The 23,074-nt window shown below is 68.6% G+C and carries 22 protein-coding genes; 12 read left to right on the top strand and 10 right to left on the bottom strand.

All coding sequences use genetic code 11. The features are described 5' to 3' along the window. Positions 1 to 22: 22 nt before the first annotated feature. The 3 genes from G3I56_RS13930 to G3I56_RS13920 all read right to left on the bottom strand — a co-directional run bounded on the left by G3I56_RS13930 (position 23) and on the right by G3I56_RS13920 (position 3,464). Positions 23 to 643 carry a GNAT family N-acetyltransferase gene (locus G3I56_RS13930; protein WP_164409266.1) on the bottom strand — a complete coding sequence of 207 codons (621 nt, stop codon included), beginning with the start codon at positions 641 to 643 and terminating at the stop codon, positions 23 to 25. A gap of 176 nt (positions 644 to 819) precedes the next feature. Beyond that, a complete protein-coding gene (locus G3I56_RS13925; protein WP_164409265.1) occupies positions 820 to 2,061 on the bottom strand; it encodes a family 2 encapsulin nanocompartment cargo protein polyprenyl transferase in 1,242 nt (413 codons plus the stop codon). Further along, positions 2,058 to 3,464, bottom strand: coding sequence for a family 2B encapsulin nanocompartment shell protein (locus G3I56_RS13920; protein ID WP_164409264.1), 1,407 nt, complete (start codon positions 3,462 to 3,464; stop codon positions 2,058 to 2,060). The genes G3I56_RS13925 and G3I56_RS13920 overlap by 4 nt, the downstream gene beginning before the upstream one ends. Positions 3,465 to 3,745: 281 nt before the next feature. Between G3I56_RS13920 and G3I56_RS13915 the strand changes: the two genes are divergently transcribed. The 3 genes from G3I56_RS13915 (at position 3,746) to G3I56_RS13905 (ending at position 5,810) form a co-directional block, all read left to right on the top strand. Beyond that, positions 3,746 to 3,979, top strand: coding sequence for a hypothetical protein (locus tag G3I56_RS13915; protein WP_164322491.1), 234 nt, complete (start codon positions 3,746 to 3,748; stop codon positions 3,977 to 3,979). A gap of 144 nt (positions 3,980 to 4,123) precedes the next feature. Further along, positions 4,124 to 4,714: an N-acetylmuramoyl-L-alanine amidase gene (locus G3I56_RS13910; protein ID WP_164409263.1), complete on the top strand. Its 591-nt coding sequence runs from the start codon at positions 4,124 to 4,126 to the stop codon at positions 4,712 to 4,714. 226 nt (positions 4,715 to 4,940) lie between these two features. Then, the gene (locus G3I56_RS13905) at positions 4,941 to 5,810 is read left to right on the top strand and encodes a pyridoxal-phosphate dependent enzyme (RefSeq protein WP_164409262.1); all 870 of its coding nucleotides are present in this window, start codon (positions 4,941 to 4,943) and stop codon (positions 5,808 to 5,810) included. Between the two features lie 22 nt (positions 5,811 to 5,832). Here G3I56_RS13905 and G3I56_RS13900 read toward each other — a convergent pair whose 3' ends face one another. Next, a complete protein-coding gene (locus G3I56_RS13900) occupies positions 5,833 to 7,428 on the bottom strand; it encodes a Na+/H+ antiporter (protein ID WP_164409261.1) in 1,596 nt (531 codons plus the stop codon). 94 nt (positions 7,429 to 7,522) lie between these two features. Here G3I56_RS13900 and G3I56_RS13895 point away from each other — a divergent pair, with 94 nt between their 5' ends. The 3 genes from G3I56_RS13895 to G3I56_RS13885 all read left to right on the top strand — a co-directional run bounded on the left by G3I56_RS13895 (position 7,523) and on the right by G3I56_RS13885 (position 9,607). Then, positions 7,523 to 7,783, top strand: a complete 261-nt coding sequence (locus tag G3I56_RS13895) for a UBP-type zinc finger domain-containing protein (protein ID WP_164322494.1) — start codon at positions 7,523 to 7,525, stop codon at positions 7,781 to 7,783. 301 nt (positions 7,784 to 8,084) lie between these two features. Then, positions 8,085 to 8,498, top strand: a complete 414-nt coding sequence (locus G3I56_RS13890) for a hypothetical protein (RefSeq protein ID WP_006380964.1) — start codon at positions 8,085 to 8,087, stop codon at positions 8,496 to 8,498. Between the two features lie 17 nt (positions 8,499 to 8,515). After that, positions 8,516 to 9,607: an RNA polymerase sigma factor SigF gene (locus G3I56_RS13885; RefSeq protein ID WP_343239941.1), complete on the top strand. Its 1,092-nt coding sequence runs from the start codon at positions 8,516 to 8,518 to the stop codon at positions 9,605 to 9,607. Positions 9,608 to 9,648: 41 nt separating this feature from the next. Here G3I56_RS13885 and G3I56_RS13880 read toward each other — a convergent pair whose 3' ends face one another. Then, positions 9,649 to 10,095, bottom strand: coding sequence for a hypothetical protein (locus G3I56_RS13880; RefSeq protein ID WP_164409259.1), 447 nt, complete (start codon positions 10,093 to 10,095; stop codon positions 9,649 to 9,651). A gap of 206 nt (positions 10,096 to 10,301) precedes the next feature. Between G3I56_RS13880 and G3I56_RS13875 the strand changes: the two genes are divergently transcribed. Together G3I56_RS13875 and G3I56_RS13870 are read left to right on the top strand one after the other, a co-directional pair. Next, positions 10,302 to 11,270 carry a diacylglycerol kinase family protein gene (locus tag G3I56_RS13875; protein ID WP_164409258.1) on the top strand — a complete coding sequence of 323 codons (969 nt, stop codon included), beginning with the start codon at positions 10,302 to 10,304 and terminating at the stop codon, positions 11,268 to 11,270. A gap of 319 nt (positions 11,271 to 11,589) precedes the next feature. Further along, positions 11,590 to 11,847, top strand: a complete 258-nt coding sequence (locus tag G3I56_RS13870; RefSeq protein WP_006380970.1) for a WhiB family transcriptional regulator — start codon at positions 11,590 to 11,592, stop codon at positions 11,845 to 11,847. A gap of 194 nt (positions 11,848 to 12,041) precedes the next feature. On the opposite strand, the gene G3I56_RS13865 is transcribed toward G3I56_RS13870, so the two are convergent. Then, positions 12,042 to 13,508, bottom strand: coding sequence for a PAS domain-containing sensor histidine kinase (locus G3I56_RS13865; RefSeq protein WP_164322578.1), 1,467 nt, complete (start codon positions 13,506 to 13,508; stop codon positions 12,042 to 12,044). Between the two features lie 560 nt (positions 13,509 to 14,068). Between G3I56_RS13865 and nagB the strand changes: the two genes are divergently transcribed. Then, positions 14,069 to 14,854 carry a glucosamine-6-phosphate deaminase gene (nagB, locus tag G3I56_RS13860; RefSeq protein ID WP_164409257.1) on the top strand — a complete coding sequence of 262 codons (786 nt, stop codon included), beginning with the start codon at positions 14,069 to 14,071 and terminating at the stop codon, positions 14,852 to 14,854. Between the two features lie 140 nt (positions 14,855 to 14,994). On the opposite strand, the gene G3I56_RS13855 is transcribed toward nagB, so the two are convergent. The 4 genes from G3I56_RS13855 to G3I56_RS13840 all read right to left on the bottom strand — a co-directional run bounded on the left by G3I56_RS13855 (position 14,995) and on the right by G3I56_RS13840 (position 19,845). Continuing rightward, positions 14,995 to 16,509, bottom strand: coding sequence for a glycoside hydrolase family 3 protein (locus G3I56_RS13855; RefSeq protein ID WP_164409256.1), 1,515 nt, complete (start codon positions 16,507 to 16,509; stop codon positions 14,995 to 14,997). 9 nt (positions 16,510 to 16,518) lie between these two features. Then, on the bottom strand, positions 16,519 to 17,370 hold the full coding sequence (locus tag G3I56_RS13850; protein ID WP_164409442.1) for a carbohydrate ABC transporter permease: 852 nt from the start codon (positions 17,368 to 17,370) through the stop codon (positions 16,519 to 16,521). Between the two features lie 32 nt (positions 17,371 to 17,402). Then, positions 17,403 to 18,416: a sugar ABC transporter permease gene (locus tag G3I56_RS13845; RefSeq protein WP_164409255.1), complete on the bottom strand. Its 1,014-nt coding sequence runs from the start codon at positions 18,414 to 18,416 to the stop codon at positions 17,403 to 17,405. A 145-nt stretch (positions 18,417 to 18,561) separates the two neighbouring features. Next, complete coding sequence (locus G3I56_RS13840) at positions 18,562 to 19,845, bottom strand: extracellular solute-binding protein (RefSeq protein ID WP_164409254.1); 1,284 nt, start codon at positions 19,843 to 19,845, stop codon at positions 18,562 to 18,564. Positions 19,846 to 20,255: 410 nt separating this feature from the next. On the opposite strand from G3I56_RS13840, the gene G3I56_RS13835 reads away from it, so the two are divergent. The 3 genes from G3I56_RS13835 (at position 20,256) to G3I56_RS13825 (ending at position 23,021) form a co-directional block, all read left to right on the top strand. Further along, a complete protein-coding gene (locus tag G3I56_RS13835) occupies positions 20,256 to 21,020 on the top strand; it encodes a GntR family transcriptional regulator (protein WP_164409253.1) in 765 nt (254 codons plus the stop codon). Between the two features lie 112 nt (positions 21,021 to 21,132). Next, on the top strand, positions 21,133 to 21,417 hold the full coding sequence (locus G3I56_RS13830; RefSeq protein ID WP_164409252.1) for a DUF3311 domain-containing protein: 285 nt from the start codon (positions 21,133 to 21,135) through the stop codon (positions 21,415 to 21,417). Further along, a complete protein-coding gene (locus tag G3I56_RS13825) occupies positions 21,414 to 23,021 on the top strand; it encodes a sodium:solute symporter family protein (RefSeq protein ID WP_164409251.1) in 1,608 nt (535 codons plus the stop codon). The genes G3I56_RS13830 and G3I56_RS13825 overlap by 4 nt, the downstream gene beginning before the upstream one ends. The last annotated feature ends 53 nt before the right edge of the window (positions 23,022 to 23,074 follow it).

Here is a 23,074-nt window from a genome sequence, read left to right as displayed (position 1 = left end):
CCACCGGTTCGGAGCTTTCTGGTCAGATCTGCGGTTCGCGCCACATGGGCCACATCCGGGGGCCGTCCGGGAGCTCCAGCGGGCGGTCGAGGAGGGCGAAGCCGAGGCGCTCGTACAGTGTGCGGCTGCGGAGGCTGGTGGCCTCCAGATAGGCGGCCACTCCCTCACGGTCGCAGCGGTCGAGGACGTGCTGCACGAGGGCGGTACCCAGCCCCCGGCCCTGGCTGTCCGGTGCGACGCCGATCATCCACAGGTATTCGTGGGCGCGCCCGGAGGGGTGTATCCCGGCCGTGAGCCGCGCGATCAGTTCGACGCGCTCGTTGTCGGGATCGACGGCCTCGCGCATCCGGGCGGCGTCGTCACCCTGCGCCGCGTCCGCCTCGTCCCCTTCGTTCTCCGGGTGGGCGTCGGCGGGAACGGACAGCCACAGGGCGCATGCCGTGCCGTCCTCGGCGAGGCCGACGCGGCCCTCGGCGAGCACGATGTCGAGGAAGGCGGCCATCAGTCCGGGATGCGTCGTGCGGCGGTGCGCCGGGTCCGGGAAGACCCAGCCGCTCACCGGATCGTCCTGGAACGCCTCGTCGAGCAGCCGGACGACCAGCTCCCGGTCGTCCTCGCCCGCCGTACGTATCGCCACGCCCATGCCCTGCCCCTTTTGTCTCAACCGCCGTTGATCGTACGGCGGTTGAGCCTAACGGGTGCGGGATGTGTGACGGGGCCCGCACACCGTGGGGATGTGCGGGACCCGCCAGACCGGAACGCCGCGGCGGGGCGCACGGAGTCAGGGCCGTACGCCCCACCGCGGGTGGCTCCGGGGCCTCAGGTGGTGCGGCGGGTCACGAACTCGGCCAGGGACAGCAGGCCACCCGCCGCCTCCGGGTCGGGGACCGCGCGGGACAGTTCGTGTACAGCGCGGGCCATCCGGTCGGCCGCCTGAAGCTGCGCCCAGTCCCGGCCGCCCGCCCGCTCGACGGCGAGCACCGTCCGCTCCAGCGCCCCTTCCTGCGCCTCGTCGTACGGAACTGCGTACAACTCGGCCAGTTCGGTGGCCGCCGGTGTGCCGGAGGCCAGTGCGGCGACCACGGGCAGGGACTTCTTGCGGGCGACCAGATCCGCCCCGGCAGGCTTGCCGGTGCGGCTCGGGTCCCCCCATATACCGATCACGTCGTCGATGAGCTGAAAGGCGAGCCCTGCCTCCCGGCCGAACGCGTCCATCGCCTCGACGTCCTCGGCCGACCCGCCCGCGTACAGCGCCCCGAGGGCGCAGGCACAGCCGAGCAGCGCACCCGTCTTGGCCTCGGCCATGACGAGGCACTCGTCGAGGGTGACCTCGCCGGGGCCCCGCTTCTCCATGGCCGTGTCCGCGTGCTGCCCCTCGCACAGCTCGACGACACAGGACGCGAGCCGGGCGGCGGCGACGGCGGACGCCGGGTGCGGGTCCTCGGCGAGCAACCGCAGCGCCAGGGCCTGCAGGGCGTCTCCCGCGAGGATCGCGTCGGCGTCGCCGAACACGGTCCACGCGGTGGGCCGGTGTCTGCGGGTGGTGTCCCGGTCCATCACGTCGTCGTGCAGCAGGGTGAAGTTGTGGATCAGCTCCACCGCGGCGGCCGCTCGTACGGCCGCCTCCAGCCGGCCGCCGAGTGCCGCGGCGGCGGTCAGCACGAGCGCCGGGCGGATCGCCTTGCCCGCGTTGCCCGCCGCCGGGCTGCCGTCCGCGTGCTCCCACCCGAAGTGGTAGAGCGCGACGCGGCGCATGGCTCCGGGCAGCGACTCGATCGCCGTGCGCAGCACGGGATCGACCACGGTCCGGGACTGCTCCAGGATGAGGGCGGCGTCCTGCGCGTCCGTCCCGCCGGACGCCACTCTCTCCTCCCCCTTCCCCCGTACATGTACGGGGGATGATCCCCCCTGCCTCGCGTGCCTTGTGCCCACGGCCGGCCGCTCCCGTCCCCCGGACTCCGGTGATGTCTCCGAAGGCCTCTCCGCCGGACTGCCGATGGGGTTCCGCCTCTCCGGATCCAGAGTCCCGATGGTCTCGGCCGGGCCGTGGGCCCGGGTCATCGCCAGCGGCCGATCTCGACGTTCTCCAGTACGCCGAGGGCGTCCGGGACCAGGACGGCCGCCGAGTAGTAGGCCGTCACCAGGTAGTTGATGACCGCCTGTTCGTTGATGCCCATGAACCGCACGGACAGGCTGGGCTCGATCTCGTCCGGGATACCGGCCTGCTGGAGCCCGATGACCCCCTGCTCGGCCTCGCCGGTACGCATGGCGATGATCGAGGTCGTACGGGCCTCGGTGACCGGGATCTTGTTGCACGGGAAGATCGGCACACCGCGCCAGGTGGGGATGCGGTTGCCGCTCATGTCGATCGTCTCGGGGACGAGTCCGCGCTTGTTCAGCTCACGGCCGATCGCGGAGATCGCGCGCGGATGGGCGAGCAGGAACTTGGTCCCGCGCCGCCTGCTGAGCAGTTCGTCCAGGTCGTCGGGGCCGGGGACGCCGTCGTGCGGCTGGAGTCGCTGGTCGTACTCGCAGTTGCTGAGGAGCCCGAACTCCCGGTTGTTGATGAGTTCGTGCTCCTGACGCTCCTTCAGTGCCTCGACCGTGAGCCGGAGTTGCTGCTCCGTCTGGTTCATCGGCTGGTTGTAGAGGTCCGCCACACGGGAGTGGATGCGCAGCACCGTCTGGGCGATGCTCAGTTCGTACTCGCGGGGCCTGGCCTCGTAGTCGACGAACGTGCGCGGGATGTCCGCTTCGCCGTGGTGACCAGCCGCGAGGTCGATCTCCTTCTCTCCGTACCTGTTGGCGCTCTGCTCGGGGATCGCGCTCAGCGCCCGGAGGTGCTCACTCAGCGAGTCGGCACGCTCAGCGACCTGCTCGAAGTGCTGACGGGAGAGCGTCAGCACGATGCACGTGGTGACCGCGCGGGCCGTGTACTCCCACAGGGCGTCGGGGTCGACGAGCGCCTGGTCGCCGAAGTAGGCGCCGTCGGCCAGCATGCCGAGTTCGGTGTCGTCCCCGTACAGGCCCGTGCCGATCTTCTCGACCTTGCCGTGGGCCAGCAGGAACACCTCGTCGTTCGCGCTGCCGAAGGAGGCGATCTCCGAGCCTGCCGCGAACTCCCGCTGCTGGCAACGCCGGGCCAGCTCGGCGAACACCTCCTCGTCCTCGTAGTTCCGCAGCGCCGGCAACTCGGACAGTTCGGCGGGGACCACTTCCACGCGTTCACCGGTCTTCACGAACGTCAGACGCCCGTCTCCCACGGAGTAGGTGAGCCGCCGGTTCACACGGTATGCACCACCCTGCACGTTCACCCAGGGAAGCATCCGCAGCAGCCAGCGTGAGCTGATCTCCTGCATCTGGGGTACGGATTTGGTGGTGGTGGCCAGGTTCCGCGCGGCCGAAGTGCCGAGACTCTGCTGCGGCTTGTCCTGCTCCGTGCGGATCTCTTCGCCTACCGACATAAAGAACTGCCCTCCCATTAACGCGTAATGCGCCGATGCGTCGACCCCCCTCGGGTGTGCTCCGCATCGGACGCCTGCGCACCACACCCTTCCTCACCGAGCGTGTCAGTGCTATTACACGAATGAGCGGGAATGGATCATCCCCGAAGTGGGCACATGAGAGTTTTTCGCCAGCTCGTTCGACCTGGCGAACGGGAAATGCCTCTTCCGGGGAACTTCAAGATCGGGTCGGCCGTTTGAGCAATTACCGGACAACGAACAAAGCGAACAAGGAGACATCGATGGCAGGCTTCCTGGACCGCGCCAAGGAACAGGCACAGCGCGGCCTGACGCAGGGCAAGCAGAAGCTCGACGAGGTACAGGCCCAGCGGGCCGGCGGCGATCTGCTCAAGAAGCTGGGCGCCGCGTACTACGCGGAGCGGCGCGGCAGCGGTTCCCCCGACGCGACACAGCGGGCCCTGCAGGCTCTGGAGAGCCACATCGCGGTGAACGGGGACTCGTTCCTGCACCAGTGACGGTCAGTGACGTCAGATAGTCGTCATTGACCAGATCGGCTCGCACATCGTGCGAACGATTGGCCCCGACCGTCCGATTCCGGTACAAGCTGCGTAACAGGCGGTCACGAACGGTGGCCGTCGCGCAGCGCGGAGGAGACGGTCATGGCCCCACCCATGTCCGCTGCCGACTTCCTGGACCGGCTCAGGGAAGAAGGCGTCATCGTCGTCGAGGTGGGCGACTGGGTCCACCACAACCGCAATCACAAGGGTCCCTGGGGCCCGGTCCACGGCGTGATGATCCATCACACGGTGACCGAGGGCAGCGAGTACACGGTGGAGCTCTGCCGTGGGGGCTACGCCGAGCTGCCCGGCCCCCTGTGCCACGGAGTCATCACCAAGGACGGCCGTGTCCATCTGGTCGGCTACGGCAGGGCCAACCACGCTGGCCTGGGCGACGACGACGTCCTGCGTGCGGTGATCGCGGAGAAGGCGCTGCCGCTGGACAACGAGGCCAACACCGACGGCAACCGGCATTTCTACGGCTTCGAGTGCGAGAACCTCGGCGACGGGGAGGATCCCTGGCCACAGGTCCAGCTCGACGCCATCGAGAAGGTCGCCGCGGCGGTGTGCCGCCATCACGGGTGGACGGAACGGTCGGTGATCGGCCACCTCGAATGGCAGCCCGGCAAGATCGATCCCCGGGGCTTCACCATGCAGTGGCTGAGGGAACGGGTACGGGACCGTCTGAAGTAGGGGTTCCTCGCCCCCGCCGCCCCTACCCGTCCCATCCTGTCCCTGGGGGCTGCGCCCCCAGACCCCCGCTTTCGGCCCTGAACGGGCCTCGTCCTCAAACGCCGGACGGGCTGAAACAACCCGGCCCGCGCTGGCCAGATGCGGTGAACGGGTGGGCCGGTGGGAAACAAGGCCTGGGCTGGACCCGCCTCTCATCTCGGACGCCGGACCAGCTGACAATGGCCCCGTGCCTCTCCCCAGCCCCCTCCAGGAACTCGTCGACCCCCGCTTCGCTCGCCGCTCCCTCCGGCTGGTCCTCAAGCGCGACGACCTCGTCCACCCGGATCTGATCGGCAACAAGTGGCGCAAGCTGGTGCCCAATCTGGAAGCCGCCGCCGACCGGCCGATCCTCACCTTCGGCGGTGCCTACTCCAACCACCTGCGGGCCACAGCCACCGCCGGCCGTCTTCTGGGCCTGCCCACGGTCGGCGTGGTCCGCGGTCAGGAACTGGCGGACCGCCCCCTCAACACCTCCCTCGCCCACTGCACGGCGAACGGCATGCGCCTGCACTTCGTCGACAGATCGACGTACCGGCACAAGGCCGACCCCGACACCCTCACCGCCGTCCTCCGGGCTGCCGGCGCCGAGGACGCGTACGTCGTGCCCGAGGGCGGCAGCAACCCCCTCGCCGTACGCGGCTGCCGTGCCCTCGGTGAGGAGCTGCGCGGCCACGCCGACGTCGTCGCGGTCGCCTGCGGCACCGGCGGCACCCTCGCCGGCCTCGCCGCGGGCCTCGCCCCCGAGCAGCGCGCCCTGGGCATCCCGGTCCTAAAGGGAGGCTTCCTGGACGCGGAGATACGGGCCCTCCAGGACCTCACCTTCGGCGGGCCCCGCGGCTCATGGACCCTCGACCACCGTTTCCACTTCGGTGGCTACGGCCGTACCACCCCCGAACTGCACGCCTTCGCCGACGACTTCGAGGCCCGTCACGACGTACCCGTGGAACGTCTCTATGTCGCCAAGATGCTCTACGGACTTGTCGCCCTCGCCGAGGAAGGCGCGTTCGCGAACGGAACCACCATCGCGGCGGTGATCACCGGCCGCCCGTTCCCGTAGACACGACCGGAACGCGCCTCCGCTACTCCGCTTCCCTGAACGCCGCCGCCTCCTCCAGGTCCAGCCGGCGCAGCAGGGTCCGCAGCATCTCGTCGTCGATGTGGCGCCCGTCCCGCAGGCGTACGAACATCTCCCGTTCCGCGCTGATCATCTCGCGGGACAGCCGCCGGTAGGTGTCGTCCACCGTCTCGCCGGTCACGGGGTTGACCGAGCCCAGCCGCTCCCAGACGGCGTTCTGCCGGCGCTCCAGCACCATGCGCAGCCGGTCGGCCAGTGGAGGCGGCAGGGCGTTGCTCTCGTCCTCCAGCAGGCCCTCCAGGCGCCGCTGTGCCGCCCTGGACGCCTGCGCCTGGGCGTTCGCCTCAGCGAGCGTCTCGGCCTGCGTGTCGCGCCCAGGGAGCTTCAGCAGCCGGATCAGGGGCGGGAGTGTCAGACCCTGGACGACCAGCGTGCCGATGACCGTCGTGAAGGTCAGGAAGAGGACCAGGTTCCGTTCCGGGAACGCCTCGCCGCCCTCCATCGTGAGCGGGATCGAGAAGGCGATGGCCAGCGAGACGACCCCCCGCATCCCGGCCCAGGAGATGACGAACGCGCCCTTCCAGGTCGGGTTCGGCTCCCGTTCCCGGATCCGCGCCGACAGCAGCCGGGGCACGAACGTCCCGGGATACACCCAGGCGAACCGGGTGACGACGACCACGAGGAAGAGGGCGATCGCGTACCAGGCGGCGTCGACACCCTCGTACTCCCCAAGGCCCTCCAGGACGACCGGCAGTTGCAGTCCGATCAGGGCGAAGACCGCCGATTCGAGAACGAAGGCGACCATTTTCCAGACCGCCTCCTCCTGGAGACGGGTCGCGAAATCGACCTCCCACGCGCGGTGTCCCAGATAGAGCGCCACGACCACCACCGCGAGGACCCCGGAGGCGTGCACGGCTTCGGCGACCGCGTAGGCCGCGAACGGGATCAACAGGGACAGCGTGTTCTGGAGCAGCGCTTCCCTCAGGTGCGTGCGCAGCCAGTGGATCGGCATCATCAGGATCATCCCGATCCCGATGCCGCCGACCGCCGCGAGCAGGAACTCGCCGATCCCGCCCGCCCAGGTCGCGCCCTCCCCGACGGCCGCCGCGAGAGCGACGCGGTACGCGGTGATCGCGGTGGCGTCGTTCACCAGGGACTCGCCCTGGAGGATGGTGGTGACCCGCGACGGCAGCCCGACCCGGCGCGCGATGGCCGTGGCCGCGACGGCATCCGGCGGCGCCACGACCGCGCCGAGCACCAGCGCGGCGGTCAGCGGCAGCCCGGGCACGATCAGATAGGCCGCCCAGCCGACGACGAGGGTCGCGAAGAGCACGTACCCCACCGACAGCAGTGCCACGGGCCGCAGTTGCGCACGCAGATCGAGGTACGAACTGTCGACGGCCGCCGTGTACAGCAGCGGTGGCAGCATCAGCGGCAGGACGACATGCGGGTCGAGCGCGTAGTCGGGCACCCCGGGGACGTACGCGAACACCAGGCCGGCGGCGACCAGCAGCAACGGGGGCGGGACAGGGGTGCGGCGGCCCGCGGCGGCAATGGCGGCGCTGCCCGCGACCAGCAGGAGCAGTGGCATCACATGCATCGGTTTCGGCCCACTCTCGTTTCCACCCACCCTGGCATCCGCGCACTCCGGCTTTCCGCGCGGCCCACCGCACAGCCGTCGTAACCTGGCAATCATGAAACAGTGCACGCATGCCGACGCGCTGCCGCTCCCGGAACCCCAGCCGAAGAACGAGACCTGTCCGGAGTGCCTGGCGGCCGGAACCCACCCGGTGCAGTTGCGCCTGTGCCTGGAATGCGGCCACGTCGGCTGCTGCGACTCCTCGCCCATGCGCCACGCGACGGAACACCACAAGGAGACCGGTCACCCGGTGATGAGGACCTTCGAACCCGGCGAGAGCTGGCGCTGGTGCTTCGTCGACCATGTTCTCGTATGACCGCACGCCCGTGTGAGCAGGGGCATTGGTGACCGAGGGCGTACTCGTGTGACTCTGGATCCGGACGGTTCGACCGTCTGACGTCTGGGTACGTCAACCCGGCGCGCGCTCTTCCCAATTGGGCCCGCAGACCCCTAGCCACTGTGCGTATACACAGGTTTACTATGAGTGACGGCAAGGGGCTGGGGTCCTGGGGACAGGAAAGTCGAGAGCGCGGTAGCGTCACCGCAGAACACCCATCGCGTTACCCGGGGGGCGACCCTCGGCCCCCGAAAGAGCTTGTACCACCTTGGAGGTGAGGGTGTCCCAGTTCGCAGGCGAGCCCGCGACCCAGGACTTCGTGGAAGTCCGGCTGCCGGCCGCGGGTGCCTACCTGTCGGTGCTGCGTACGGCCACGGCCGGTCTCGCGGCCCGTTTGGACTTCACCCTCGACGAGATCGAGGACCTGCGCATCGCAGTGGACGAGGCCTGCGCGATCCTGCTTCAGCAGGCCGTGCCCGGCTCCGTACTCAGCTGTGTGTTCCGACTGATCGACGACTCCCTGGAGGTCACGGTCTCGGCCCCGACCACGGACGGTCACGCCCCCGCGCGCGACACCTTCGCCTGGACCGTCCTGTCCGCCCTCGCGGGCCAGGTCGACTCGACCGTCGCCGAGGACAAGACCGTGTCGATCAGTCTCCACAAGAAGCGCGGCGCGGGACCCGGGCCGGCGTGAGGAACGGGGACGGGCCGGTGCGTGACGAAGAGCGAGGCACGGCGGACGCCATTTCTGGCATCGCCGGTATCTCCGGCATCCCCGAGCAGGCCCGGCCGCATCCGGAGGACAACCCCCCGGAGGCCGGCTTCGTGGACGACGGGCAGCTGGATCGGGAAGGTGCCGTGCAGAGTGCGCCCCTGGAAGGGCCAAGTGAGCTCTCCCCTGTCCGAGCCGACGCTCGGACTCCGGGAGGGTCGACGGGCGGGACGATGAGCGAGCACGAACGAGACGACGCGCAGGGCGCACAGCAGACGGCACAACAGACGGCACAACAGACGGCGCAGCCGCCGGCTCAGGCCACACAGCACTCCGCGACGGACCGCAGCGGAGCGCGCGCCCTGTTCTACGAGCTGCGCGCGCTGCCGGACGGCAGCGCCGAGTACGCGGAGCTGCGCAACCGGCTGGTCCGTATGCATCTTCCGCTCGTCGAGCACCTCGCGCGCCGCTTCCGCAACCGCGGTGAGCCGTTGGACGACCTGACCCAGGTCGCGACGATCGGCCTGATCAAGTCGGTCGACCGTTTCGACCCGGACCGTGGCGTCGAGTTCTCGACGTACGCGACCCCGACGGTCGTCGGCGAGATCAAGCGGCACTTCCGTGACAAGGGGTGGGCGGTCCGCGTCCCGCGCAGGCTCCAGGAGCTGCGCCTCTCGCTCACCACGGCGACGGCGGAGCTCTCGCAACGGCACGGCCGTTCCCCCACGGTCCACGAGCTCGCCGAGAAACTGGGCATCTCGGAGGAGGAGGTCCTGGAGGGCCTGGAGTCGGCCAACGCCTACTCCACGCTGTCCCTGGACGTTCCCGACACGGACGACGAGTCCCCGGCGGTCGCGGACACACTGGGCTCGTACGACGAGGCCCTGGAGGGCGTCGAGTACCGCGAGTCGCTCAAGCCGCTCCTCGAGGATCTCCCGCCCCGCGAGAAGCGCATCCTGCTGCTGCGCTTCTTCGGCAACATGACGCAGTCGCAGATCGCGCAGGAGGTCGGCATCTCCCAGATGCACGTCTCCCGCCTGCTGGCCCGGACCCTGGCCCAGCTGCGCGAGAAGCTGCTGGTGGAGGAGTGAACCCCCCGACGAGTAACCGTGTGACCGAGTAACCCTTCGGGTTATTCGGTTTCGCTGCCGGGCCCCCGGATCCCGAGGGCCCGGGTCGTCTCCTGGTTCACCAGCAGCACCAGCGCGGCGACCGCCACGACACCCAGCACGATCCCGCCCGGAACGGCCATGCTGTCGGCCCGGAGCAGGTTGTAGGCGACGGGCAGCGCCATGATCTGCGTGATGACGGCCGGCCCCCGGCTCCAGCTCCGCCGCCCCAGCAGCCCGCGAGCGGCGAGCAGCGGCAGCAGTGCGAGCACGATGAGCGTGACACCGCCGGTGACGGCCTGCTGCCGGTCGTCCGGATCGCCGGTCAGCCCCAGGACGAGGATGTAGGCCCCGCCGGCCATCAGGGCGAGCCCCTCCAGGGCGGCGAGCACGGCCGCGAGGGTCAGCCGCAGGGGTCGCGGCTCCGTGGATCCAGGGGTTTCCGGGGCAGGGTTCTGCTGAGCGCTCACCGAAGAAGGGTAGCCCTGGACATCAGGGTGCTCGGCCCGCGCCCTTCAGGGGCGCGGGGCTGTGACATATTGCGGCTCCGCCGTGGGGCGCGACCAGCCACAACGCACCCGCAGCTTCATACGGCGCCCCGGCTCACGCCCCCTGCTTCTTACTGATCCCATACCTGCCCTGGGCCGAGTACCACCGGGTAGGTACCCTGCTTCGCATGCGTGCACTTCTCGTGGTCAATCCGGCGGCTACCACCACAAGCGCACGTACGCGCGATGTGCTGACCCATGCTCTCGCTAGCGAGATGAAGCTCGAGGCGGTCACCACCGAGTACCGGGGCCACGCGCGTGACCTCGCCCGGCAGGCGGCGGAGAGCAAGGACATCGAGCTGGTCGTCGCCCTCGGTGGCGACGGAACGGTCAACGAGGTCGTGAACGGCCTGCTGCACAACGGGCCCGACCCGGACCGGCTGCCCCGTCTCGCCGTGGTCCCCGGCGGCTCCACCAACGTCTTCGCCCGCGCCCTCGGCCTGCCCAACGACGCCGTGGAGGCCACCGGCGTCCTCCTGGACGCCCTGCGCGAGGACCGGGAGCGCACGGTGGGCCTCGGTGTCGCGAGAGGCACACCGGGCACCGAGGACGAGTCGGTGCCGGAGCGCTGGTTCACTTTCTGTGCCGGACTGGGGTTCGACGCCGGTGTGGTCGGCCGAGTGGAACAGCAGCGGGAACGCGGCCGTAAATCCACACATTCCCTTTACCTGCGGCAGGTCGCGCGTCAATTCCTGGGAGAGGCCAACCGCCGGCACGGCACGATCACCCTGGAACAGCCGGGCGTCGACCCGGTGACAGATCTGGTGCTGTCCATAGTCTGCAACACGTCCCCCTGGACGTATCTGGGTAATCGTCCGGTGTACGCGTCACCTAAGGCTTCGTTCGATACCGGGCTCGACGTACTCGGTCTCAGTCGCATGTCGACGGGCTCGGTCGCCCGGTATGGCACGCAGTTGCTCACTTCGTCCCCCGAGCGGGGACCCCATGGGAGGCATGTCACCTCCCTGCATGACCTGACGGACTTCACCTTGCATTCGAAGGTCCCCCTACCCCTCCAGATGGACGGCGACCACCTGGGACTGCGAACGAGCGTGGCGTTCACAGGCGTACGCCGTGCACTGCGTGTGATTGTGTGAGCGGAACGGGCTAAAGTCCTTCCACTCGAACGTTTAGGCCAGGGTCCACCCCATGGAAGTACGGCTGTGACCGAGCCGACACCGAGGAATCAAAAAAAACTTTCCGGTAGGGGTTGTATCCGTCGCTGAGGTTTGCGAGTCTCTACGTGGCGCTCGGGACGGCCCGCAACACCGGCCACCACAGAGAGCCAGAACCCCTCCTCACTACAAAGGCCCACATCAGTTCGTCTGATGGTGGACCCTTCACTTGTTGAGGGATTCGTGAAAGCGTTCACATTCACAAGCAACGTGCATGTAATACCAAGGAGAGGTAGCAGCCATGGACTGGCGTCACAACGCCGTTTGCCGCGAGGAAGACCCGGAACTCTTCTTCCCCATCGGCAACACCGGTCCTGCGCTGCTGCAGATCGAGGAAGCCAAGGCCGTCTGCCGCCGCTGCCCCGTAATGGAGCAGTGCTTGCAGTGGGCGCTTGAGTCCGGCCAGGACTCCGGCGTCTGGGGTGGTCTCAGCGAGGACGAGCGCCGTGCCATGAAGCGTCGCGCCGCCCGCAACCGGGCCCGCCAGGCAACCGCCTGACAACCCACCCCGTAACAGCCTGAGCTTGGCGGCGCGTACAGCGAGTACGCATCTCCCGCCCCCGAGCCGCAGCGCGCAGTGCCCCCGATGCGCATCACCATACAAGCATCTGAGCCCCGGACCATCCCATGGTCCGGGGCTCATCGCTGCGCTCGGGCCTCTTACCGCACTCGGGCTCATCCGCCGTGCGCGCGCTACTTGTTGGCGCGCACCGGGATGTCGAGGATCACCTGCGTACCGCGCTCGGGTGCCGCCACCATGTCGAACGTGCCGCCCAACTCCCCCTCCACCAGCGTCCGTACGATCTGCAGGCCCAGGTTGCCGGAGCGGTGCGGGTCGAATCCCTCGGGGAGACCGACGCCGTCGTCCTGGACGGTGACGAGGAGGCGGGACTCCTTGGTAGTGCCGCCGCGGACCGCCGAGACCTCGACCGAGCCGGTGTCGCCCGGTCCGAAGCCGTGCTCCAGAGCGTTCTGCAGGATCTCGGTCAGCACCATGGAGAGCGGGGTCGCGACCTCCGCGTCCAGAATGCCGAAGCGCCCGGTGCGCCGGCCGGTGACCGTGCCCGGTGAGATCTCGGAGACCATCGCGAGCACACGGTCGGCGATCTCGTCGAACTCCACACGCTCGTCCAGGTTCTGGGAGAGCGTCTCGTGCACGATCGCGATGGACCCGACCCGCCGTACGGCCTCCTCCAGGGCCTCGCGCCCGCGTTCCGAGTCGATGCGCCGGGCCTGGAGGCGCAACAGGGCGGCCACCGTCTGGAGGTTGTTCTTGACCCGGTGGTGGATCTCCCGGATGGTCGCGTCCTTGGTGATCAACTCGCGCTCGCGGCGGCGCAGTTCGGTGACGTCCCGGAGCAGGACGAGTGAACCGATGCGCGTCCCCTTGGGTTTGAGGGGAATGGCGCGGAACTGGATGACCCCGTCGACGGACTCGATCTCGAACTCGCGCGGCGCCCAGCCGCTGGCGACCTTGGAGAGCGCCTCGTCCACCGGGCCCCGGGACGGCGCAAGTTCGGAGGTGGTCACGCCCAGGTGGTGGCCGACGAGGTCGGAGGCGAGGCCGAGACGGTGGTACGCGGACAGCGCGTTGGGCGAGGCGTACTGGACGATGCCGTCGGCGTCGAGCCGGATCAGTCCGTCGCCGACCCGCGGCGAGGCGTCCATGTCGACCACCTGGTTCGAGAAGGGAAACGATCCGGCGGCGATCATCTGGGCCAGATCGGAGGCGCTCTGGAGATACGTCAGCTCCAGGCGGCTCGGGGTCCGGACGGTGAGGAGGTTGGTGTTGCGCGCGATGACCCCGAGGACGCGACCCTCCCGGCGCACGGGGATCGACTCGACGCGGACCGGGACCTCCTCGCGCCATTCCGGGTCGCCCTCGCGCACGATCCGGCCCTCGTCCAGGGCGGCGTCCAGCATGGGACGGCGACCACGGGGGACGAGGTGGCCGACCATGTCGTCCTGGTACGAGGTCGGGCCGGTGTTGGGCCGCATCTGGGCGACCGAGACATAGCGGGTGCCGTCGCTCGTGGGGACCCACAGGACGAGGTCGGCGAAGGAGAGGTCGGAGAGCAGCTGCCACTCCGACACCAGCAGGTGCAGCCACTCCAGGTCGGAGTCGCTCAGGGCGGTGTGCTGGCGTACGAGTTCGTTCATGGAGGGCACGGGTGCGAGCGTACCCGCCGGTTCGGACATGGCCGGAAACCGTGGCGGGCGGGGGCCTCGAACGGGCCCGGAAACACCCGCGGGCCGCGGCGCCTGAGAGGGACCCTCAGCCCTCCCGGCACCGCAGCCCGGAGCAGCAACGGCCGTGGGGTGTGCGGTCCCGGTCGGCCGATGGATGAGGAGCCGGCGCAGTCAGGGCAGAGAGCCCCGGTTCCTCGATCCGTCTTCCTGTGCGGGGAAGACGGAGGCTCTGGTCTTGTGTCTCTTCGTAGATCTCGCCGTACGTCTCTTCGCGTGCCCCTCTACGCATTGTGGACTAGACCACAGGTTGTGTCCATGCGTTGAAGAGTGTTTGTTGCTGTGCTTTCACGAGCAGACCGGGCACCTGAAGGCTGTCCGAAAGAACTAGTCGGACGCCACAAGCGTCCTCCATGCAGCCTAGCTCTGTTGGTTCCTGTGCGGGGGTGGATCGCCAGGCCAATTTCCGCCGTTACCACGGTCTGTTAGATTGGTCTAAACCACACGGTTCTCTCCAGATCGGCAGGCCCAGCGTGGAAGTTGTCATCGTTCCGGACGCCAAGGCGGGTGGCGAGCTCATCGCCGGGGCCATGGCACAGCTGCTCCGGCACAAGCCGACCGCCCTGCTCGGCGTGGCCACCGGCTCGACCCCGCTGCCCATCTACCAGGCGCTCGCGGCCCAGGTGAGTTCCGGTGCCGTGGAGGTGTCCCGGGCTCGGATAGCCCAGCTCGACGAGTACGTGGGGCTGCCGGCCGAGCATCCGGAGTCGTACCGTTCGGTGCTGCGGCGCGAGGTGCTGGAGCCGCTCGGGATCGGGATGGACGCGTTCATGGGGCCGGACGGGACCGCCGAGGACGTGCGGGGGGCGTGCGAGGCGTACGACAGGGCGCTGGCCGAGGCCGGCGGGGTCGACCTGCAGTTGCTGGGGATCGGGACCGACGGACACATCGGGTTCAACGAACCGTGCTCGTCGCTGCGCTCGCGGACCCGGATCAAGACGTTGACCGAGCAGACGCGGATCGACAACGCGCGGTTCTTCGACGGCGACATCGGTCAGGTGCCGCATCACGTCATCACGCAGGGCATCGGCACGATTCTTGAGGCGCGGCATCTGGTGCTGCTTGCGACTGGCGAGGGTAAGGCAGATGCCGTGGCGGCGACTGTGGAGGGGCCTGTTGCTGCGGTGTGCCCCGCGTCGGCGCTGCAGTTGCATCCGCATGCGACGGTGGTTGTTGACGAGGGGGCGGCTTCCAAGCTGAAGCTTGCGGACTATTTTCGGCACACTTTTGTCAATAAGCCTGACTGGCAGGGGATTTAAGGGATCTGCGCGTCTGCCGGGTTCGGTTCTCGGCTGGGTGCGGGTCCGTTGTGGCTTGTCGCGCAGTTCCCCGCGCCCCTAAAGTGGCGCGCCGGTCCTCCCTCTTTTGGAGGGGGACCGGCGCTTTTGTCGTTGTCTGGTTACTCCCCCGCGATGATCTCTGCTGCCGCCTGGCCGCAGACTCTGGCTGCTCCGTGGGTTGCCAGGTGGGCGGCGCCTCGGCGGGGGGACTGGGGGACGCCCATCTCGACGACGATCGTGTCGGGGCGGGCGGTGAGGAGGGTGTCGAGGGCCGCCGACATCCACGGGTGGCGGTGTTCGTCCCGGACCACGGCGACGATACGGCTCGGGCCCGCCTCGGTCAGGGCCGCCCGGGCCGCGGCCTCGCCGGTGAAGGTGCCGGTGCGGGTGCCGGGCAGCAGGCGTACCAGCTCGGCCGCCACACCCCACGGGGTCTCGTTGCCGACGGCGAAGTTCGCCACGGGGGTGAAGGCGGCCACGTACGGGGGCTCGCGGAGGGGTTCGAACGGGGCCGAGTCCGCCGGGTACGTCGTCTCCACGGCGCGTCGGGCGGCGAGAAGGCCGACGTCCGTGAGCCTCGGGGCGGAGGGCTCCTGCGGTGGTGCCGCCGTCCAGCGGGACAGGGTCCGGACTCGTTCCGCCGCGTCCGCGAGGCGTTCTTCCGGGAGTTCGCCGGTTCGGACGGCCTTGACCAGGGCGTCACGCAGGCGGCGTACCGTCTCGTCGTCTGCGAGGCCGCCGCCCACGCAGATGGCGTCGGCACCGGCGGCGATGGCGAGGACGCTGCCGTGTTCGATGCCGTAGGTGCCCGCGATGGCCTGCATCTCCATGCCGTCGGTGACGATCAGGCCGGTGTAGCCGAGTTCGCCGCGCAGGAGGTCCGTGAGGACCGGGTGGGAGAGGGTGGCCGGGCGGTCGGCGTCCAGGGACGGGATCAGGATGTGGGCGCTCATCACCGCCCTGGTGCCGGCGGCGATCGCGGCACGGAACGGGGACAGCTCGCGGTCGAGGACGACCGAGCGGCTCGCGTCGATGCGCGGGAGGGCGTGGTGGGAGTCGACCGACGTGTCGCCGTGACCCGGGAAGTGCTTCGTGCAGGCGGCGACGCCCGCCGTCTGGAGACCGGTGACGTAGGCCGCGGTGTGGCGGGCGACCAGCTCCGGGTCGGCCCCGAAGGAGCGGACGCCGATGACGGGGTTGGCGGGGTTGGAGTTGACGTCCGCCGACGGGGCCCAGTTGAGATTGACCCCGCAGGCACGGAGGCGGTGGCCGAGCTCGTACGCCACCTGTTCGGTCAGCCGGCTGTCGTCGACCGCGCCCAGGGCGTGGTTGCCGGGGAAGGAGGAGCCGGTGTGGACCTCCAGGCGGGTGACATCGCCGCCCTCCTCGTCGATCGCGACCAGGACGTCGTCGCGTTCGGCACGCAACTGGGCGGTGAGGGCGGCCAGCTGGGCGGGGGACGTGATGTTGCGGCCGAACAGGCCCACGGAGGCCAGGCCCTCGGCGAGGCGGCGCAGCAGCCAGTCGGGGGCCCTGGTGCCGATGAAGCCGGGCTGGAGAACCGTGAGCGCGTTGCGGGTGAGGCCGTCTTTTTCCGGATCAAACGCAGCGGGGCGGCGGGCGAGTGTCGTCATCGGGTGGGGTTATCCCTTCACGGCGCCCGCGGTCAGGCCCGCGGCCATCTTGCGCTGGACGAGGAGGAAGAGGACGACGATCGGCACGGCCATCATCGTGGAGCCGGCCATCATCGGGGCGTACTCGGTGCCGTGCTTGGTGGTGAAGTTGCCGAGCCAGACGGTGGCGGTCTGGTTCTTCTGGCTCATCAGCATCAGGGCGTAGAGGTACTCGTTCCAGGCCTGGATGAAGCCGTAGACCGAGGTGGCGACCAGGCCGGGGGCCAGGAGCGGGAAGACCACGCGGAGGAAGGCGGTGGTGCGGGAGCAGCCGTCGACCATCGCGGCCTCCTCCAGTTCCTTGGGGATGTTGACGATGAAGCCGCGCAGGGTCCACACCGTGAACGGAAGGATGAAGGTGAGGTAGGTGATGATCAGGCCGGACAGCCGGTCGTACTGGTCGAGGTCGTTGAGAAGCAGGAACACGGGGATGATCATCGCGACCAGGGGGACCATCTGCACGGCCAAAATGCCGACGATGACGACCTTTCGGCCGCGGAAGGCGAAGCGTGAGATGGCGAGGGCGGCCAGCATGCCCACGATGATGCCGATCACCACCACCGTCAGGGACACGATGAGGCTGCGGCCGACCGGGCCCCAGAAGTCGGCGATGTTCAGCGCGCGGCGGAAGTTGGCGAGGGTGAAGCCCGTCGGCAGCAGGCTCGGGTCGGGGTCGATCGCGTCCTTCGCCGGTTTGAACGCCGTGTTCAGCATCCAGTAGACGGGGAAGCCGGCCGTCAGGAAGACGAACAGGCCCAGCAGGTTCCAGCCGGCCTTCGACTTCCGGGGCTTCCCGGGCAGCACCGGGGCTGCCGCGCTCATACCGGTCACGCTGGTCGTGCTGGTCACGCTGCTCATTCGACGTCTCCGATCTTCAGCATCTGGCGCATGTAGACGGCGACGACACCGAGCAGCAGCACCACGGTGAGCAGGGCTATCGCCGAGCCCTGGGCATAGTCGTTGACGGCGAAGGCCCGGTCGTAGGAGTAGGTGGTCAGGAGCTGGAACTCGGCCTCCGGGTGGCCGTTCCGCATGACGAACACCTGGGGGAACACACCCATGTCCCAGATGACCGACAGGGTCGTGAGCATCACGATGATCGGCTTGAGGATGGGGAGGGTGACGTAACGGAAGACGCCCCAGGCGCCCGCGCCGTCCAGCCGGGCCGCCTCCTCCAGCTCCTTCGGGACCTGGGTCAGCCCCGCGCCGAGCGTGATGACCACGAACGGCACCGCGCCCCAGACGACGAGCAGCATGATGACGGCCAGGCCCTGCGGTCCGCTCGCGAACCAGTTGTGGCCGATCAGTTCGACGCCCGGCAGCCTGCTCAGCAGCGCGTTGACGATCCCGTAGTCGGAGTCGAACAGCCACTTGAAGACGGTGGTCGCCACGATGATCGGCATGCCCCAGCTGGCCACCAGGACGATGTTGATGAGCGTCTTCATCCAGCCGCTCACCCGCTGGAGCAGCAGCGCGATCAGCATGCCGCCGACCATGGTGAGGACCACGCAGCCGACGGCGAAGACGATGGTGCGTACGACGACGTCCCAGAACTCGCTGTCGCCGAGCACCTTGCCGAAGTTGTCGAAGCCCACCGACTCGGCCGGCTGGAAACCCCACAGCTGGGACTGCCCGAACTTCTGGAAGGACAGGGTGACCAGACGTACGAGGGGATAGCCGAGGACCAGCGCGAGGATCAGCAGACAGGGCGCGAGCAGGGCCCACGGAATTGCGGCGGTGGCCTTCGGGGTCCGCCTCGCGGGTGGCGGTGCGTCCTTGCCGGTCGGCGGTGACGGCTGCGCGTGCCGCGTCGACGGCGGCAGCTTGGCAGGTGTGGTCGTATCGGCGGTCGTATCGGCGGCACTCATCCGCGCGCTCCTCAGCGGTCCCTCAGGTCGTACGGTCGTTGCGGTCGTCCGGGTCTCGTAGGTCCTGAAGGACCTGCAGGACCTGCAAGTCCTTCGGGTGCGGGCGAGCGGGGCCCGCCCCGTGACAGGGCCCCGCCTCGGCTCGCTACTTGACGTTGATGACCTTGTCGATCGCCGTGTCCGCTTCCTTCGCGGCGTCCTCGACCGACTTCTTGCCGGTGCCGATGCTCTGCAGCATCGTCTGCAGGATCTGGGCCTTCTCGACCTGGCCCCAGCCCGGTGCCATCGGCACGAACCAGTTGGACTCGGCCGCCGTGGCCGGGACCGCCGTCGCCGGGTCGCTCTTGAGGGTGGCGAGGTCGGTCTTGTTGTTGGGCAGGTTGCCCTTGGCGATCAGGCCCTTCTGGCCGCTCGCTCCGGTGTAGGCGTTGATCCACTCGGCGGCGACCGTCTGCGCCTTCGACTTCACCGGGACGGCGAGGTCCGAACCGCCAAGGAAGACCGGCATGTTCTTGCCGGACGGGCCGGGCATCACGAAGTTCTCCAGGTTGCCCTTGAGCTTGCCGGTCTTGTCGTTCTCCGGCGCCTCCGCGGACCCGCCCTCCCAGGCGGCGGCGAAGATCATGCTCGTCTTGCCCTGACCGTAGACGATGTAGCGGTCGGACTCGTCCTTGGTCTTGTCGCCGTGCATGTACTTGTCGATGACGTTCTTGAACTCGGTGAGGCCCTTGACGGACTCCGGGGAAGACAGGCTCGCCTTCCACTGGCCGCCCGACTCCTCGGCGATCGAGCCGCCGGCGTCGTACACGAAGGACATGGCGGCGTACCAGTCGCGGGTGGGCTGGTACCAGGCGTTGTACTTGCCGCCCTCCTTCTTCTGGATCTTGTCCAGGTCGGAGGTCAGCTCGGCGTACGTCTTCGGCACGGACTTGACGCCGACCGAAGCCGCCACGTCCTTACGCCAGTTGGCGACGCGGCCACCGGCGTAGTAGGGGACGCCGTACGTCTTGCCGTCGTAGGTGACGGAGGCCTTGAGGCCGTCCAGCCAGGCGGTGGAGTTGTCGAACTTCGCCGGGTCGAGGGGTGCGAAGGCGCCCTTGACCATGTAACCGAGCATCTCGGTGTTGCCCATCTCGACAACGTCGGGGGCCTTGTCGGTGGCGAGGACGGCGTCGAGCTTGGCGTTCTTGTCGGGCCAGCCGTAGTACTCGTGGTTGATCTTGATGCCGGGGTGCTTCTTGGTCAGCGTGGCGTCGGCGGCCTTCACCAGCCCGGGCCAGTTGTTCTGCGCGTCCACGGTCAGCCAGACGGTCAGCTCCTTGGCGTCGGCGCCGGAGTTGTCCGAGCTTCCGCTGTCACTGTCCCCGCATGCCGCGATGGAGACCATCATGCCCGCGATACCGATCGCGGCTATCAGCTTGCGCTTCACGCCAACCTCCTCTGGGAGCTGGACCAATGGTGTAGACCAGTAGGCGGAGCTTGGCTCAGACCAAACAACGTGTCAAGGGTGCGGGAACGCCTTTGACCAGCCGTTATGCGACCTACATATGCAGGAACCTTTAAGTAAGAAAGTGGCGGAAATACCCTGCACATCCATCCGCCACCGGGTAGACCACTTCGGGGGAGGGTGCGGATGCGGGCTTGGGAAGGGCTTTTCGTGCGGTGGACTAGACCAGCAGGGGGCGTGAAGGTATACAGAGGGGATCACGGAGCGCGCGAGGGTCGGTGGGGTCCGTAGAGACCATTCACAGGTCAATCGCGGCGCCGACCGTGCCACGATGTGCACTTGGACCGGCGGGATGCCGGCCGTAGCGGTACCAGGAGCCGGGAAGGCGGAGCATGAGCACCGACGTGAGCAGTGCGGAGAACGAGGGTGGGGCTACCGTCCGTACCGCGCGCGTGCCCAAGTACTACCGTCTGAAGAAGCATCTGCTCGACATGACGGAGACCCAGGCGCCCGGCACCCCGGTCCCACCGGAGCGCACGCTGGCGGCGGAGTTCGACACCTCCCGCACCACCGTCCGCCAGGCCCTCCAGGAACTGGTCGTCGAGGGCCGGCTCGAACGCATCCAGGGCAAGGGCACCTTCGTCGCCAAGCCGAAGGTCTCCCAGGCGCTGCAACTCACCTCGTACACCGAGGACATGCGCGCCCAGGGCCTCGAACCCACCTCGCAGCTCCTCGACATCGGCTACATCACCGCCGACGACGCCCTCGCCGAGCTGCTCGACATCACGGCGGGCGGGCGCGTCCTGCGCATCGAGCGGCTGCGGATGGCGAACGGCGAGCCGATGGCGATAGAGACCACCCACCTCTCCGCGAAGCGTTTCCCCGCCCTGCGCAGGTCACTCGCGAAGTACACGTCCCTCTACACGGCCCTCGCCGAGGTGTACGACGTCCACCTCGCGGAGGCCGAGGAGACCATCGAGACCTCGCTGGCCACCCCGCGCGAGGCCGGTCTGCTCGGCACCGACGTGGGCCTGCCGATGCTGATGCTGTCCCGGCACTCGCTGGACAAGGACGGCCAGCCGGTGGAGTGGGTGCGGTCTGTCTACCGGGGGGACCGGTACAAGTTCGTCGCGCGGCTCAAGCGGCCGATCGACTGACCCCCTGACTGCGGGGTTACATAAGACGGAACCGTCCTCTAGATTCCTGCGCGTTGCACAAGTGATCATAGAGAACTGATCACGGGAATCGGTGAGGGGACGGAGTCCTGACATGCCTGAAGCGCCTGAAGTGAGACAACCGGTCACGGAACAACCGGTGGTGACTCCGATCCGCGTCGTCATCGGGCTCTGCCTCTTCGCACCATTCGTCGCGATGCTGTGGGTGGGCTCGTACGCGAAGGTCGATCCGGCCTTCATCGGCATCCCGTTCTTCTACTGGTACCAGATGCTGTGGGTGTTCGTCTCCACCGCGCTGACGATGACCGCGTACCAGCTCTGGCAGCGTGACCAGCGCGCCCGCAAGGCCGCTTCCAAGGACGGGGGTGCGTCCGCGTGAACGACGGCGTGAACGGTGTGGCACTCACCGTCTTCATCATCTTCTTCCTGGCCGTCACGGTCGTCGGCTTCATGGCCACGCGCTGGCGCAAGGCCGAGAACGAGAACAGCCTCGACGAATGGGGCCTGGGCGGCCGGTCGTTCGGCACCTGGGTCACCTGGTTCCTGCTCGGCGGAGACCTCTACACGGCGTACACCTTCGTGGCCGTACCGGCGGCGATCTACGCGGCGGGCGCGGCCGGCTTCTTCGCGGTGCCGTACACGATTCTGGTGTACCCCCTGATCTTCACGTTCCTGCCCCGCCTGTGGTCGGTCTCCCACAAGCACGGATACGTCACGACCTCGGACTTCGTCCGCGGTCGCTTCGGCTCGAAGGGCCTGTCGCTGGCGGTGGCGGTCACCGGCATCCTCGCGACCATGCCGTACATCGCACTCCAACTGGTCGGCATCCAGGCGGTCCTCGACGTGATGGGCGTCGGCGGCGGCGAGAACACGAACTGGTTCGTGAAGGACCTGCCACTGCTGATCGCCTTCGGCGTGCTGGCGGCCTACACGTACTCCTCCGGCCTGCGGGCCCCCGCCCTGATCGCGTTCGTGAAGGACACGCTGATCTACATCGTCATCGCGGTGGCGATCATCTACATCCCGATCAAGCTGGGCGGCTTCGACGAGATCTTCGGCGCGGCGAGCGAGAAGTACACCGCCGCCAAGGCGGGCGCGCTGATCCCGGCCGAGGCCGGCCAGTGGACCTACGCCACGCTGGCGCTGGGTTCCGCCCTCGCGCTGTTCATGTACCCGCACTCGATCACGGCGACGCTGTCCTCCAGGAGCCGTGAGGTGATCCGCCGCAACACCACGATCCTGCCGCTGTACTCCCTGATGCTCGGGCTGCTCGCCCTGCTGGGCTTCATGGCGATCGCGGCCGGGGTCAAGGTCACCAACCCCCAGTTGGCGATCCCGCAGCTCTTCGAGGACATGTTCCCGTCCTGGTTCGCGGGTGTGGCCTTCGCGGCGATCGGCATCGGGGCGCTGGTCCCGGCGGCCATCATGTCCATCGCGGCGGCGAACCTCTTCACCCGCAACATCTACAAGGACTTCCTCAAGCCCGACGCGACACCGGCGCAGGAGACCAAGGTCTCCAAGCTGGTCTCGCTGCTGGTGAAGGTGGGCGCGCTGATCTTCGTCCTGACCATGGACAAGACGGTCGCCATCAACTTCCAGCTGCTGGGCGGCATCTGGATCCTGCAGACCTTCCCGTCCCTCGTCGGCGGCCTGTTCACCCGCTGGTTCCACCGCTGGGCCCTGCTGGCCGGCTGGGCGGTCGGCATGCTGTACGGCACGCTGGCAGCGTACGGGGTCGCGTCCCCGACGCAGAAGCACTTCGGCGGCAGCGCGAAGGAGATCCCGGGGATCGGTGAGATCGGCTACATCGGCCTGACGGCGTTCGTCCTGAACGTCGTCGTGACGGTGGTCCTCACCTTCGTGCTGAAGGCGCTGAAGGCCCCGGACGGCGTGGACGAGACGAAGTCGTCGGACTACACGGCGGACTCGGGGGATCCGGGCGTGGCGCAGCTGCCGCCGGCGACGGCAGGCGCCTCCCACTGAGGGCTCCGCCGGGTCCGCGGTTCTTCGTCTGCGGGCCCGGTGGGGGCTTGTCG

The organism is Streptomyces sp. SID12488, assembly GCF_010548275.1.
Classification (GTDB): domain Bacteria; phylum Actinomycetota; class Actinomycetes; order Streptomycetales; family Streptomycetaceae; genus Streptomyces.
This window is presented reverse-complemented; position numbering and strand designations above follow the sequence as displayed.